The organism is Prevotella veroralis DSM 19559 = JCM 6290 (assembly GCF_000377625.1).
Classification (GTDB): domain Bacteria; phylum Bacteroidota; class Bacteroidia; order Bacteroidales; family Bacteroidaceae; genus Prevotella; species Prevotella veroralis.
The window spans coordinates 1-15,003 of record NZ_KB898341.1 but is presented as its reverse complement, the minus strand read 5'-3'; the positions used below and the strand labels follow the sequence as shown (position 1 = coordinate 15,003).

General features: G+C 42.7%; 8 protein-coding genes. 5 read left to right on the top strand and 3 right to left on the bottom strand.

All coding sequences use genetic code 11. The features are described from left to right. Positions 1-487 precede the first annotated feature (487 nt). Positions 488-2,560: a GDSL-type esterase/lipase family protein gene (locus tag D464_RS0111630; protein ID WP_026284698.1), complete on the bottom strand. Its 2,073-nt coding sequence runs from the start codon at positions 2,558-2,560 to the stop codon at positions 488-490. Between the two features lie 905 nt (positions 2,561-3,465). Here D464_RS0111630 and D464_RS0111620 point away from each other — a divergent pair. From D464_RS0111620 to D464_RS0111600, 5 genes are all read left to right on the top strand, one after another. After that, positions 3,466-6,696, top strand: a complete 3,231-nt coding sequence (locus D464_RS0111620) for a SusC/RagA family TonB-linked outer membrane protein (RefSeq protein ID WP_018911526.1) — start codon at positions 3,466-3,468, stop codon at positions 6,694-6,696. An 18-nt stretch (positions 6,697-6,714) separates the two neighbouring features. Further along, complete coding sequence (locus D464_RS0111615; RefSeq protein ID WP_024985927.1) at positions 6,715-8,475, top strand: RagB/SusD family nutrient uptake outer membrane protein; 1,761 nt, start codon at positions 6,715-6,717, stop codon at positions 8,473-8,475. A 34-nt stretch (positions 8,476-8,509) separates the two neighbouring features. Next, positions 8,510-9,796 (top strand): glycan-binding surface protein, encoded by a 1,287-nt coding sequence (locus tag D464_RS0111610; protein ID WP_018911524.1) that lies wholly within the window; start codon positions 8,510-8,512, stop codon positions 9,794-9,796. A gap of 93 nt (positions 9,797-9,889) precedes the next feature. Continuing rightward, on the top strand, positions 9,890-11,563 hold the full coding sequence (locus tag D464_RS0111605; RefSeq protein WP_018911523.1) for a glycoside hydrolase family 26 protein: 1,674 nt from the start codon (positions 9,890-9,892) through the stop codon (positions 11,561-11,563). Positions 11,564-11,649: 86 nt separating this feature from the next. Continuing rightward, a complete protein-coding gene (locus tag D464_RS0111600) occupies positions 11,650-13,074 on the top strand; it encodes a sialate O-acetylesterase (protein ID WP_244264095.1) in 1,425 nt (474 codons plus the stop codon). A gap of 362 nt (positions 13,075-13,436) precedes the next feature. On the opposite strand, the gene D464_RS0111595 is transcribed toward D464_RS0111600, so the two are convergent. Together D464_RS0111595 and D464_RS0111590 are read right to left on the bottom strand one after the other, a co-directional pair. Further along, entirely contained in the window at positions 13,437-14,498 is a 1,062-nt protein-coding gene (locus D464_RS0111595; RefSeq protein ID WP_018911521.1) for a relaxase/mobilization nuclease domain-containing protein, read from the bottom strand. Next, positions 14,482-14,913 (bottom strand): plasmid mobilization protein, encoded by a 432-nt coding sequence (locus D464_RS0111590; protein ID WP_004384745.1) that lies wholly within the window; start codon positions 14,911-14,913, stop codon positions 14,482-14,484. Before D464_RS0111590 ends, D464_RS0111595 begins: the two co-directional genes overlap by 17 nt. Positions 14,914-15,003: the final 90 nt, after the last annotated feature.

Sequence of the window (15,003 nt, the reverse complement as noted above, 5' to 3'; positions counted from 1 at the left end):
ACGAGGGCATCTGTCCCTAGTTTGAAGCCTCTCCCCCAAACCATTCTCCGAATGGAATAACCCCTCCCAGCCTCCCCCAAGGGGAGGAGTGCCTAGCGGGAGCAGGTTAGGAAAAGGTATCCTTAAAACAAAGGGGGCGTTTCCTTGATGTGAAGAAAGCCTCTCTTCGTTATGAAGAAACGCCTTCTTCAAATGAAGAAGAGGCTTTCTTGAATTACGCAATGGCATCAGCTCCTGTACACGCCCATGATCCTTTAGGAACTCTGTATTCCCATTAAGTTCTGTTCATTATATTCCTTCCGTGATAAAAATGCGTTCCACCAAGTTCTATTCATGATATACTTCCTATCTAATACTCTGTTACTAATCTCCCTGTTAATATGTTACTCTGTCGTTAAAACACATTTCTTCTGTCGAAAGAATCCGTTACCAACACCTCTGTTAATATGTTACTCTGCCTTAACTATCCCCTACTATGTACTCTGTTCTAATGTTCCTCTATTTCAAATGTGCTGCACGGTAACCCCTTGTCATTAACTAAGTTGGCACGAGTAAAGGGCTGCCAAGCATAACGAACACTAACAGGATGGGGCACTGAAAGCGCATTGGTCACACGCACCTGATTGCTATTCTCTATCATTGCTTGCGCTTCATAATAGATGCCATCGGCACCTGCTAATTCAAAACCAATCAATCGGTTACCCGTGGCGTGGAGCCCTTTTGCATTCGAGAAGGTCAATAACAACCCTCCATCAACAGGCTCCACTTGTTCTATAACAGGCCCCTCGGACGTGATATTTCGCCCATAGCTATGGTGCAAAGCCTGCATTGCCAATCGCTCACCAACGGGTTTCTTATTCGTGTAATGCACATCGAGTGAATCGCCCAAGTCGGTTGTTACCACCATCCAAGTGTGCTCTAATTGGGATGCCATACGCCTTTGTGAATCGCGAAAACGCGGCCAAGAACGACGGTTCAGACTAGATAATTGTACGAAATAAAAGGGTAGATTCGATTGGTGGAAGAAGTTACGCCAACTCTTCTCAAGCAATGGGAAAAGGCGTTCATGCAGTTCGATATTATGCGCATTCGACTCTCCTTGATACCACACAACGCCTTTCACCGCATAACCCGACAATGGCGTCATGCCCGTTTCGTACATATATGCAGGCGAATAAGGGTGCTGCTGCAATGGATTCGTGCTGTTGGCGACATTCAGCAAGGCACGTTCTCGCGCCCACTTCATACCGAAGTCGCCATGAAACCAGTTGCGCAAGATGGCTGGGAAAGCCCTTTCGAGCGTTGATCGGTCGATCCATGACTCGGTGGTAGTGCCTCCCACGGCATTACAAATCAGTCCGATGGGCACTTGTAGACTATCCGCTAAAGTCTTACCGAAGTGATATGCCACCGCAGAGAAGCCCGACAACGACTCGTGCGAGCAGTTTTTCCAGGGTCCAACACGCAGAAGTTGATGCCTATTCACCGAATCGCACACCGCTAAAGACCAACTCTTTGCATCCGTCGGATAGCGTGTTGGCATATTAAAAAGGTGGATCAACGATTGTTGATCAGCCTCCGAGAGGTCTTGCTCACGACTTTGTACGGCAGAAACGGGCAATTCCATGTTCGATTGCCCCGAACACAACCACACCTCACCAACGTATATATCCCTCAAAATCAGCTTCTCTTTCCCTGCGATTATCACCGCTTTATAAGGTCCGCCAGCCTCATGAGCAGGGAAGCGAATGCTCCATGTGCCGTCTGTAGCCGCTGTCGTTGACTGGCTCTGACCCTCGAAAGTGACCTTGACAACGCTCCCCACATTGGCAAGACCACGAAAGCTGATCGGTACATCACGCTGCATTACCATCCCATCGGTATAGAATGGCGCAAGAGAAAGACCTCCATAATTACCTGTCAGAGCCTTATAAACGGTCTCGGCAATGATCTTTGCGCCCTCAGCATTGGGGTGGAGCGCATCGGAAAAGAGGTCGGGACGACTGTGAAGAGGCGTATAAAGGTCGATTAACGGGAGGTTCTCTGCCACTGCCACCTGCTTGATATGCTGCTGAATAAGCGTGTGCCAGTCCCTTGTTCCACTCTCGAAGCGAGGGTGACGTTCGAAGATTGGCGACATCAAGCATATCCATATCTGTGCTTTTGGGTTCACTCTGCGGAACGAGTTGACGAGTTTTATATAGTCAGCATTGAACTCTTCGGCGTATTCCGGCCAATTTCTCGGGTCCGTGTCATTGAGTCCTAAGTGGATAATAACCCTATCTGCCTTGAAAGCCAACGCCTCCTTATACTCCTGCTGGTCGATATATGGACGGTGACCGTGGCTCAAAAGCGTACTACCAGAGTGTCCGAAATTACGCACATCATACTTATTTCCTAACATCCTCTGCAACTGCACAGGGTAACACTCAGCCTCCCTGTTGGTCAAACCATAGCCCCATGTAACGCTGTTACCCACACATGCCACCTTAATGCGACCGTCAGCAAAAGCCAAGACAGCCGTCAAGAGCACTATTAATAATATAGCAAGTCTCCGCATAATAGATTCTTCTAAGTGAGTAGATCGGCGTCTACTCACCTTGTTTTAATTATATCAGAACATCTGCGAAGTTAATTATTTTCTTATTAAACAGCAAGAGAAAGTGTCATTAAATAGCATTATTAGCGTTGTAACTTACCTAAAATTATGTACCTTTATGGTAGCAACAACAACAATTTCATCGTCAGTATATAAGTCAGAGAAGTTGTGTTTTGCCTGAAAATATGTACCTTTGTGATAGCAATAACAACACGATAATGAGGAATAAGCCCGCAAAAGACTCAAGAATATTGTATCTTTCAGATAATCAACAGGGGTAGAAATGAATAAAGAATAAATGGGTTACGAGCTATAAACGAGCGAGGGTTTTTCCCTTTCTTTATTCTGCAATGCTTCAAAAAGCACTTTGTTTGATGATCCAAAGAGCATCATTTCCCAATAAAAAACTTGTAAGACTTGGAGAAAAAGGACTTGTTTTTCCCTGTTTTTCTACATTCCAACCACTATGAAAGACAAAAACAGTCATATAATATAGCATTTTTTCATAAGAAAATTGCTCTTGATAAAAGGTTATCAATATAGTATCAGTAACCAACAAAATAATACAATAACTATTCCTAAATTAAATATATCTTTGCACCGAAGTTATTCTTTTGCTAAATAGCATTGAATATATAACCTAAATTGAACAAAAGTTTATCATCTGGAATCAAAGAATACAGAGGAAAGATGAATACAAATAAGAAACTAAAAACGTTGTGTAACAGCAATTTAACATATGAGTCTCTACCCTATAAGGCAAGAAAATCATAATGGTTAATTAAAGAAGAACTATCTAAACCCCAATTATAATGGAATTAAATAACAAAAAGACTACATTAGTTGTAAGCTGTTTAGCACTTACAATGCTTGGACATTCGCCACATGTACAAGCAGCAGGTGTAAGGGCTGTAAATTCTATTACACAGCAGACTCTAAAGATTACAGGACAAGTTACTGATGGTAAGGAAGCTATTATTGGTGCTACAGTAAAGGAGAAAGGAACAAACAATGCTACGGTTACCGACCTTGACGGAAACTTTTTGCTTTCGGTGAAGACTGGAAGTACGCTCGTTATTTCATACGTAGGTTATGTGACAAAAGAGGTGAAGGTCACAGGACAGTCGACTTATCAAGTTACACTATCAGAAGACAATGTCTCTCTTAATGAAGTCGTTGTTGTTGGTTATGGTTCTATGAAGAAGAGCGATGTATCTGGTGCTTCGGTTACGATGGATGAGAAGAAATTGCGTGGTTCCATAGTTACCTCACTCGACCAAACTTTACAGGGACGTGCTGCTGGTGTTACCGCTACGAGTACTTCGGGTGCTCCTGGTACCTCATCAAGTATTCGTGTTCGTGGACAAGCCACCATTAATGCCAATGCTGAACCACTCTATGTTATTGATGGTGTGATTATTCAGAGTAGTGGTGCCAGTGGTTCATCCTATGGTTTGGGTGATGCCTTGGGAAATGGTAAGGTGTCAACTATATCACCCCTCTCCACAATCAATCCGAATGACATTGTCTCAATGGAGATTCTTAAGGATGCTTCTGCTACAGCTATCTATGGAGCACAGGGTGCCAATGGTGTAGTTCTTATTACAACACGTCGTGGAAAGGCGGGTGAAGCAAAGTTCTCATACGATGGTATGATGGCATGGAGTCGTCAGAACCGTCGGTTAGACATTATGAATCTTCGTGAGTTTGCTGATTATTACAACGACTTTGTTACGACAGGTCAGATTAATAAAGATGAAGCAGACAAGCATTATGCAGATCCATCTTTGTTAGGAAAAGGAACAAACTGGCAAGATGCTATCTTCAGAACAGCTTTCCAACATTCACACCAGATTTCTGCGCAAGGAGGTTCTGATAAGATACAGTACTATGTTTCAGCCAACTATATGAATCAAGAGGGAACCATTATAGGTAGTGAGTTCAATCGTCTTGGTATGCGTGTTAACTTGGATGCACAACTGAAATCGTGGTTGAAGATGGGCTTGAGTACTAATTTCTCCTCCACAAATGACAATTTGAAGTTGGCTGATAGTGATCAAGGTATTATCAACTATTCGTTAACGACTCCTCCTGACATTCCTATTTATAATTTAGACGGAAGCTATTCATCAGTTTCAAAGGAAGGGTTCACCAATCCTAATCCTATTGCGATGGCTATGTTAAACCAAATAAAACTTGAACGTCGCAAACTTAATGGAAACCTGTTTTTTGAAGTTACACCTATCAAGCACTTAGTATGGCATGCAGAGTTAGGCTATGACCTTAGTGCTGATCGTGGTCTTCGTTTCTTCCCAACAGTTGACTTAGGAAGTTGGAAGCGTAGTATCAACTCTGCATCGGTTCAGAAAGGTACAGGAACATTCTGGCAGTTAAAGAACTATATAACCTATTCAAACACAATAGGTAAGCATAGCTTCTCTGCAATGCTTGGTCAGGAAATGTGGGAAAGTAAGTATGATAACAATCGTACCGAGAATACTAATCTGCCAGCCAATACTATAAACAATCCAGCTTTAGGTACTGGTACTCCATCAATTGGTGTTGGCTTCGGTAGTTCAGCTATGGCATCAGTATTCACACGTCTTACATACGCTTTCAACGATCGTTATAATGCCACTTATACTTATCGTTATGATGGTAGTTCCAACTTCGGTCCTAACAAGCGATGGGCAGGATTTCACTCGTTTGCAGCATCATGGCGCTTTACCAATGAGAGTTTCTTCAAGAAGAGTTTCCTTAACCAATATATTACAAATGGTAAGTTGAGGGCAGGATGGGGACAAACTGGTAACTCAGCTATTGGCTCTTACAAGTGGGGTACACTTATGAAGGCTATGCCAACATTATTGGGTAAGTCATATCGTCCTGATAATATTCCGAATCTTGATATACAATGGGAAAGCCAAGAACAATGGAATCTCGGACTCGACCTCGGATTACTGAATAATCGAGTTAATCTTACGCTTGATTGGTATCGTAAGGAGTCAAAGGATATGTTGATGCCACTCCAGCTTCCTTCTTATATGGGTACATCGGGTAATGTATCATCTGTTTTAGCACCTCCATACGGAAATTATGGAACCATTCGCAATACAGGTCTTGAGCTTACAGTGAATACGCATCCATTAGTAGGACGTTTCCAGTGGGATTCAGAGTTCCAGATATCATGGAACAAGAATAAGCTGGTTGCTCTCTCGGGTACACAGAATGCAGCAATCGTTGGTTATGGACAATGGAATGATGTTGTTAGTTTGTCGAATGTAGGTGAATCACTCTACAGCTTCTATGGTTTTGTTACAGATGGTGTCTATAAAGACTTAGCCGATTTAGAGACCTCTCCTAAGACGGCAAAGTATCCTGCTGATGGCAAGAGCTTTGAACGTAATACAACTCCATGGATAGGCGATTTAAAATTCAAGGATATTAGTGGACCTGATGGTAAGCCAGATGGTAAGATAGATGATTATGACAAGACCAACTTAGGTTCGCCAATGCCAAAGTTTACTTTTGGTTGGACCAATACTTTCCACTATAAGAACTTCGATCTTAACATCTTTATCAATGGCTCCTATGGTAACAAAGTGTATAACTACATGAAGATGAAGCTTACCCACATGAATACTTTGTGGAGTAATCAGCTCAAGGATGTTACAGGGCGCGCACGTTTAGAACCAATCAACCCTTCAAAGACATATCCTGCAGGTAACTATTGGTATAACGATGTTAACAATATACGTGTAGCAAACCCTGGAACGAATATCCCTCGTGCTACCATCACTGACCCTAATGACAATGATGTTATCAGCGATCGTTACATAGAAGATGGTTCCTATATTCGCTTGAAGAATATCTCGCTGGGGTACACTCTCCCAAAGAAGTGGATTACAAAGTTCGGAATGGAGAATGTTCGTGTATATATGAACATACAGAACCTGCTGACCATCACGGGTTACGATGGTTATGACCCAGAGATTGGTGCAAGTACAGCCGATATAAACGGTTACTCTTATGGTGTAGATAATGGTCGTTATCCATCACCAACAACCTATTCGTTCGGTCTGAGTTTAAGTTTCTAACATAACAAACTTATCAAAATGAAAACAATTAAATATCTATATATAGCATGTGCTTTTGCTGCGGGAACAGTCCTAATGTCGTCATGCAACGATTTTCTTGATCGCCCAGCAGAGGACTCCTATAATGCAGGAACCTTCTATAAGGATGACAATCAGTGTGTGCAAGGAGTCAACTACCTTTACAACTCTCCTTGGTATGACTTCCAAAGAGGATTTATTAAGGTAGGTGAGGTAATGTCTGGTAACTACTATTGGAGTTCAAGTCCGTATATGACACTCACGGTCAACAGTACTGATGAAGACCTCACAAATATGTCTAACTCTCTTTGGTCGGTTGTTGCACATGCCAATACTGTCTACAACAATCTGAAGGGTGCATCAGCATCTCAGGTAGTCAAGAACCAGTGTATGGGTGAATGTCTTGCATGGAAAGCAATGGCTTACTTCTTCCTCGTTCGTTCGTTTGGTGATGTTCCTATTATACACGATAACTCAAAGATGTTGGCTGATGGCTCATATAGTAGGGTGAGCCGTGTACAAAAGTCAGATGTGTACGATTATATTATCATGACGTTGGAAAAAGCTATGGAACTATTACCTCGTAAGGGTAATCCAGGTCGAATCGATTACTATTCAGCCGAGGGGCTTCTGGCTAAGGTATATCTTTATAAGAGTGGTGTTAAAGCGAATAGTAATGGACAGCGAGATGCAGGCGATTTGAGCAAGGCTGCCATGTATGCCAAAGACGTTATAGATAATAGTGGACGCGAACTAATGTCGAACTATTCTGATGTCTTCCGTCTACAAAATGCGCTCAATAGAGAGTGTCTCTTTTCATGGTTGTGGACTGCTGATGCCAGTATGTGGACCGTACAAAACACACTTCAGAGCGATCTTGGAATGCAAGGATTTGATGAGTTTGGTGATTGTTGGGGTGGTTACAATGGTCCTTCAATCGATTTGCAAGAAGCCTTTGGAGTATCACCTGTAGAAGACCCATCCACAAGAAGTGATGTAGACACTCGTCGTAAAGCAACGATGATGATGGCTGGCGACTTCTACGATTACTTTTGGACAGATAAGACTGACAATCGTGGGCGTAAAGGCTTCAACTATCTGGAGTTCCTTTATAATGCTAATGGATATGGTGCTGGTGGACCAGGTAGGTTACAGAGTGCTACAGGTGCAAACTGTGTGAAGCACCTCTATGGTGATGCCTACGACCACAAGACCTATGCTGTAGATGGTATATCTGCATCGAATATGCATAGTAGTTTGGCAACACCAGTGCTCCGTTTATCAGACATTTATCTTATTTATGCAGAGGCTGTCATAGGTAATAATGGTAGCACTACTGATGCCAGTGCTATTGACGCCTACTATAAAGTACGCAGTCGCGCTATTAGGTCGGCAGGGCGTCCAACAAGCATATCTTGGGAGGATGTTTGGAAGGAACGTCGTTTAGAGTTGGCTATCGAAGGCGATCGTTGGTATGACTTTGTACGTCGTAGCTATTATGATGTAGCAGGCAGTATAAGAGAGTTGAAACAACAGAAGCGTGGTGCCTTCTATGGTTTGAACACTCTTTACAAGAACTACTATGATAGTCATGCCTGGAATGTAGATCCTTCAACAATGCACTATGCAACAGATACACAGGCTCCTAACGTTTCAGAACAAACTTTCACATTACCATTCCCAAGTCAAGACATCGTGTTTAATGGTAATTTACAGAAGGGTTCTGTGCATGTTGATGTACGTTCAGCGTACACTTACTAATTATCAATTTTATCGAACTTAAACATAAGTAATAATGAAATATCTCAATAATATGCGTTTTACGCTGATGGCATTGTCTGTTGTGACCACCTTTGGTCTCTTCTCCTGTCAAGACCAACCAGACGAATACAAACCAACCAGTGGGACTCCAGAGGTACAGTATGTTCGACTTCCTGTCAGTGCAGACTCTGTTATTACGAAGAGTTATATGCAAACAACGGTCTGCCTCGTAGGTAAGAACTTACGCAGCGTTCGTAAGCTTCTCTTTAATGACCAAGAAGCATTGCTCAATTCAAGCTATATCACTGACAATACCTTGCTGGTTGATATTCCCAAGAATATTCCTTCTGCGGTAACCGATAAGATTTATATGATTAATGAGTCAGGTGACACTACTACATATAACTTTCATGTTATTGTACCAGCTCCAACCGTCTCTGCTATGAGTTGTGAATATGCTGCCGCTGGCGATGAGGTAACAATCACTGGTGACTACTTCATTCAAGACCCTTATAAACCATTGCAGATTAAGTTTAATGATGGGACTTTGCCAGTAAGTGACATTAAGTCAATATCTAAGAATAGTATCACTTTCACCGTACCTTCAGGGGCACAGAGTGGTAGAGTATATGTAGAATCAGTATATGGCAATAGTAAGTCGAACTTTGTGTATAAAGATTCTCGAAACATTTTGTTTGACTTTGATGGTTCACATGGTGGTCTCACCTCTGGTCATGGCTGGCGTTCTGGTAAGATACGCACAGGCGGTATTGATGGTAGCTACCTTTATCTTGGTGGATCATCAATGCAGGGAAAGGTTGGTGCAACATGGAATGAAGATGACTTCTCAATAAATTACTGGCCAGAGCCATCAGCAGGATTCCCTGAATTGACCTCTATTCCAAGTTTTGCCAATATGTTAGATACGTGCGACATCAATGATCTTGCTTTAAAGTTTGAATGCCGTGTACCCACTACTGCTGCATGGAGCGCATCGTCATTACAGCTTATCTTTACAGGTAATCAGGACGTAACCTTCCCTACAGCTAACAGTCAATACAATAACAATACAGACCTTCCTCGTGGCTTATGGACACCTTGGCAAGGAACTGGAACATTCAACACAAACGATGGTTGGATTACAGTAACGATTCCTTTCTCATCCTTTAATAAAACCCATGAAGGGCAGCCTGCTGGTAAGACTATTGCGAAGAATCGTATGACAGGCTTCTCTTTCTTCCTATGGAATGGAGGTATAGAAGGAACCGACTGTACGCCAGAATTAGATATTGACAACGTGAGAGTAGTTCCGATTAAATAAAGAACAGGAAAGTAGCTGGGGGATAAATGATTCCTATAAGGGCAATATTCCCTAACTACCTTTTATATGTCAAACTAAAAAGAAAAAGTTATTATGTTTACCAACAAACTCTATATCGCATCCTTAGCGTTATTATCTTTGACAGCTACTGCGTGCAGTGATAGTGTAGAGCATTATATTGCTGATGTCGATGCTCCTACATTTACAGGTGTCAATCCCGAAACTAACATCAAGGCGGGACTTGACTCTATTATCGTTTCATACGATAAGAATGTGTTCTTCTCATCAGCCGATTATAGTAAGATCACGCTCAACGGATCACCTGTTGTTAGTGCCAATGTACTGGGTTCATCACATCAATTACTTATTATGGCAAATATCAGTCGTGGTAAAAGTTATGAGCTTGTTATCCCAGAAGGTGTTGTAACTGGACCTAACCACAAAGCTGCACCAATGGTAAAGACTACTCTTGTTGCCCAAACACAACATATTGCCAATGCTCCAGTCAATACCAATGCCACAGCTGAAACCCAAGCCCTCTACCAGAAACTTGTTGATAACTATGGGAAAAAGACTTTCTCTGCAACAATGGCTGATGTTGCATGGAATAACAAGAATGCCGAAAGAGTACATCAGCTTACAGGTAAGTATCCAGCTATCAACGGATATGACTATATACACCTACAATCAAGTCATCATGGTGGTTGGATAGATTATGCAGATATTACTCCTGTACAGTCTTGGCATAACGCAGGTGGAATCGTTACCATTGGTTGGCACTGGAACGTTCCGACATCTAATCCATACGCCTCAAGCGTACCAGTAGTGCTTTATGGTGGTCCTAACAAGGTTATGCCAGCCGACTGGAGCGGAAATATACAACTTACCTCACAGGCTACAAAAGATATTTTAGCCAATGCATCTATAGGAAGTAAGTTGGTAGTAAAGATTACCAATGTGAAGTCTGGAGCACAAGGCTCTATCAAGAATAGTAGCTGGGTAGGCTTTATAGACGAAAGCGGGAAGAATTGGGATTACTTCGATATCAGTGGCAATAGCTACTCAATGACACTCGACCAAACTACCCTTAACGAGATGCGTGCCAACGGCTTTATCATAGGTGGTCACGACTATACGGTCACAGGCATTACTGTTGAGGCTGCAGGAACAGTGAAATATGACTTCTATGCAGCAAAGAATGACTTCACTCTTGATGATGCTGTAACTGAAGGAACGTGGGCAAATCGTTTTATGAAATCAGATTTAGAGAAGATTGTACCTTATCTCCAGCAATTGCAGCAAGCTAATATTCCAGTTCTCTGGCGTCCTCTTCATGAGGCAGCAGGTAAATGGTTTTGGTGGGGTAATGGTTCTGCAGTATCCTATGTGAAACTCTGGCGTACCATGTATGACTTCTTTAAGCAGAAAGGTATCAATAACCTTATTTGGGTATGGACATCCGAAGGGAATGATGCAGCATGGTATCCAGGCGATGAATATGTTGATATCATTGGCTCTGATGTATATGGGAAGGATGGCGTTGCCGTCTCTGCCGAACAAATGGCTGAACGCTTCAACTCCCTCGCCTACCGTTATCCTACGAAGATGATTTCGCTCACGGAGTGTGGCACAGTGACCGATATTCCTGCACAATGGAAGGGTGATGCACAGTGGAGTTGGTTCATGCCATGGTATGGAGGCACACATGCTACTGATGATTGGTGGAAGGCTGCCATGAACTCTGAAGATGTTATAACACGTAACTAATAGCTATAATAGTTTGGGGAGATTCTAACGAGGTAAATCTTGTTAGCTTCTCCCTAACTCTTTAACAATAAAAATACGAATTAAGGATGATAAGGCAAAAGAGTATTTTCATTTCTCTGCTTATGTTAATGGTAAGCTTCTCGGCTACTGCCAAGGTTCGATTGCCACATATTCTTTGTGACAATATGGTATTGCAACAGCAAACCGACGTACAGTTATGGGGGTGGGCTACTCCACAAGCATGTGTGAGTATTAAGCCATCATGGGGCAATAAGCAGGTCGTGAAAGCCGACAAAAATGGACGATGGAATCTTCGTGTGCGAACTCCAAAAGGTGGTTATACACCCTTGAGTATTACTTTTAGTGAGGGAAACTCTATAACACTTCATAATATCCTCTCTGGTGAAGTATGGGTTTGTGGAGGACAGAGCAATATGGAGATGCCACTGAAAGGCTTCAATGACTGCCCTATAGAAGGCTATCAAGAAGCAATTGCCGAAGCAGGAAACATTCAGGGAATACGTTATACGAAAATCCCTGCTACAATGCGCACAACGCCTCAAGATGATGCAGAATGCCATTGGGAAATAGTCAATCCAAATACAGCCAATGAGTGCAGTGCTATAGGTTATTTCTTTGCCTGCCGCTTGCATAAAATGATTGATATGCCCATCGGACTTATTCTTGCCAATAAAGGGGGAACAAGAGTAGAGAGCTGGCTTGAAAAGGATTATCTCAAACAGCATACCAATGAGCCTACTGATTCCGCTGACATCGTAAGACAGTACCCTACAGCGTGGTTACGCCCTTTGTTATGGGGCAATGGAACCTTCCATCCCATTCTAAATTTCACCGTGCGAGGCATCCTCTTTTTCCAAGGATCAAGCAACGTTGGTCACATGACAGAGGTTTATGGCGAACGACTAACACAGCTCATCAGTCAATGGCGCAAGGGATTCCGATCGTCTAATCTTCCATTTTACTTTGTCGAGATAACGCCATATAGCTTTGGTAATATTCATGGTACTGAAGCCGCTTTGCTCCGTATGCAGCAACAACGTGTTGCACAGAACGTCAGCAACACGGTGCTTATAGGGACAAACGACTTGGTTTATCCAAGTGAAGCTGACCAGATACACCCCTGCCAGAAACGACAGATTGGTGAACGTCTTGCTATGACTGCAGCTGCACGTGATTACGGATTTGAGAACATCTACTATCGTTGTCCAAGCCTTGACAGAGTGGAAATACATCAAGACAGCTGCTATGTATATCTCAAAGATACTTACAACGGAATAGCTGCAGCAACTTCGTATGAAGGGTTTGAGATAGCTGGTAACGATGGGGTTTACCATCCTGCCCAAGCACAATACCTCCATAATGGTAAGTTTGTACTGACATCACTTGGCATTACAAAACCCGTTAATGTGCGTTACTGTTACCATAATTTCCAGTTGGGAACGGTCAAGAATCAAGCAGGATTACCACTACTTCCTTTCTCAACAAACTGATTGAAGTATCCTTTATAGTGTGAATGATCCATAAATTTAGACTCCCGAAACTTTTCACTTTTTAGTTTCTTTATTGTACACTGCAATATTTTGAAATTCAACACATTACATTCATGTTATCAAAAGGGCGTATATTGAACAGCAAGATAATTCTTAAAATACAACTTATTGAGAATAAAGAAGTTACCTTGTTGGTAAAACTAAATAGGTAACGATTTAGAAACGAGCGAGCTACTTGGCTTCGCTGTTTTCTGCCTAACAAAGAACGCTTGTTATTCCGTCTGCAAAGATAATACTTTGTTACCGAATAACAAGCATTTTTAATGAGATATTCTTCTTTCTGCATTTTGTTCAGGCGTGAGTTATAATCCCCTTCCACGTTTCTTCTTTCTGTTAGCTTGGTATCTGAGTTTGCGCTGCCATGCAGCTTCGGTTAAGTCATTGCCTTGTGTACTTGGTGTAATCAAATCGCCTAACCCTTCCACCGCTTCATCGGCTGCGCTAACGATGGTGTCTGCCACCGCACCAATGGAGTTCTGCACTTGTGGGGTGGCATAGTCTCGTGAGACAGTGGAACGGCTTTTGGGTACAAGTTGATAATCTGCATTAGGTTGTTCGTTCTTTTCAGTTGGCTCTTGTACTGTTTGACGTAATATCTTTGATTCTTCTTTGTTGGTCGATTCAAAGTTCTTCTGCAAGGAACGGTAGCCAAACTCCCTGCCGATTTCGGATGCCTTGAATGATTGTCCTGTGTATGAGAACTTCAAGCCATAGACCTTGCCCTGCTTGTTCTTCATGCGCTCTATCGCGATGCCGTTCTTGTTCAACTCGTAAAGGAACATGGAATGCCCAGTAATACCCATACCTTTGTACTTGTCAAGCAGGGCATAGCAGATTTGTTGTACTTGCTGTTTTGTCTGCTCTCTTATTGGACTGGCTTTTGGCTCCTGATGCTGCTTTTTCGCCTTGACCTCCTTTGCGATAGTCAAGTGTTTCTCCCTGCTGATTTCTTCCGCCACCCTTGCTGCCCTATTGCTCACAAAAGTAGTATCATAGACCTCTCCGTACAAACTGATGCGGTTGGCAATGATGTGAATGTGTCTGTTGTCGGTATCCTTGTGCGTTACCGCCACCCATTGGTGGTTGTCAAGTCCCATTTGCTTGGCAAATAAATGGGTTATCCACATGAGTTCGGACACTGACAGCTTTTTCTCGTCCTGCGGTGCGATGCCTATTTCGATACGGAGAAACTTGTTCCTGCAACGACTGTTGTAATCGCTGACCACTTTCATTTCCTCATAGATAGCCTTTGGCTCCCGGCTGCAAAGATTGTGGAAGGCAAATCGATAGCCAAGCTTGCCCTCTCTGAAGATATAGTCTAAAGCCGTGCTGCCGTGCGCTATCGCCTTACATTTTCCTATCATCTCTTGACATATTTAAGACCTTATATATTTCGTCGTCCACACGAAAATGCGGGTCGTAAAATCGCTTAAATGCTTCTTTGGCACATAGCGAAAGGTTCTGTGTGATATGTACCCATCTCTCATCCTTGACTTTAATAAGGTTGGAAATCTGCCCATAGAACCTGCCCGTATGCTGGAGAATGGCAATGGCTTCTCTCTCATTGTCCGTCATCTTAGGAATGGCAACCACTTCTCCATTAAGGAGTATTTCACGGCAGTAGTCTGAGAACTTCCGTCTTGTGCTTTCCGCCTTTGACTTGATGCGCTGCTTTTCCTCTAAGGTGCATCTTACCTTGATGAACTCCGTCTTGTTCATCCTCGCTTCTTCTTTACCTCGTTGCTGCCATTTGGCAGTTCTGCTATCATATCTGTTCATATAAAAGTCCTCTTTTCTTTGTTTTCAATCTTGCTTAATTTCCGAACGCTGACCGATGAGAACGGAGTGATTACGGTCTAATCTCCCCGA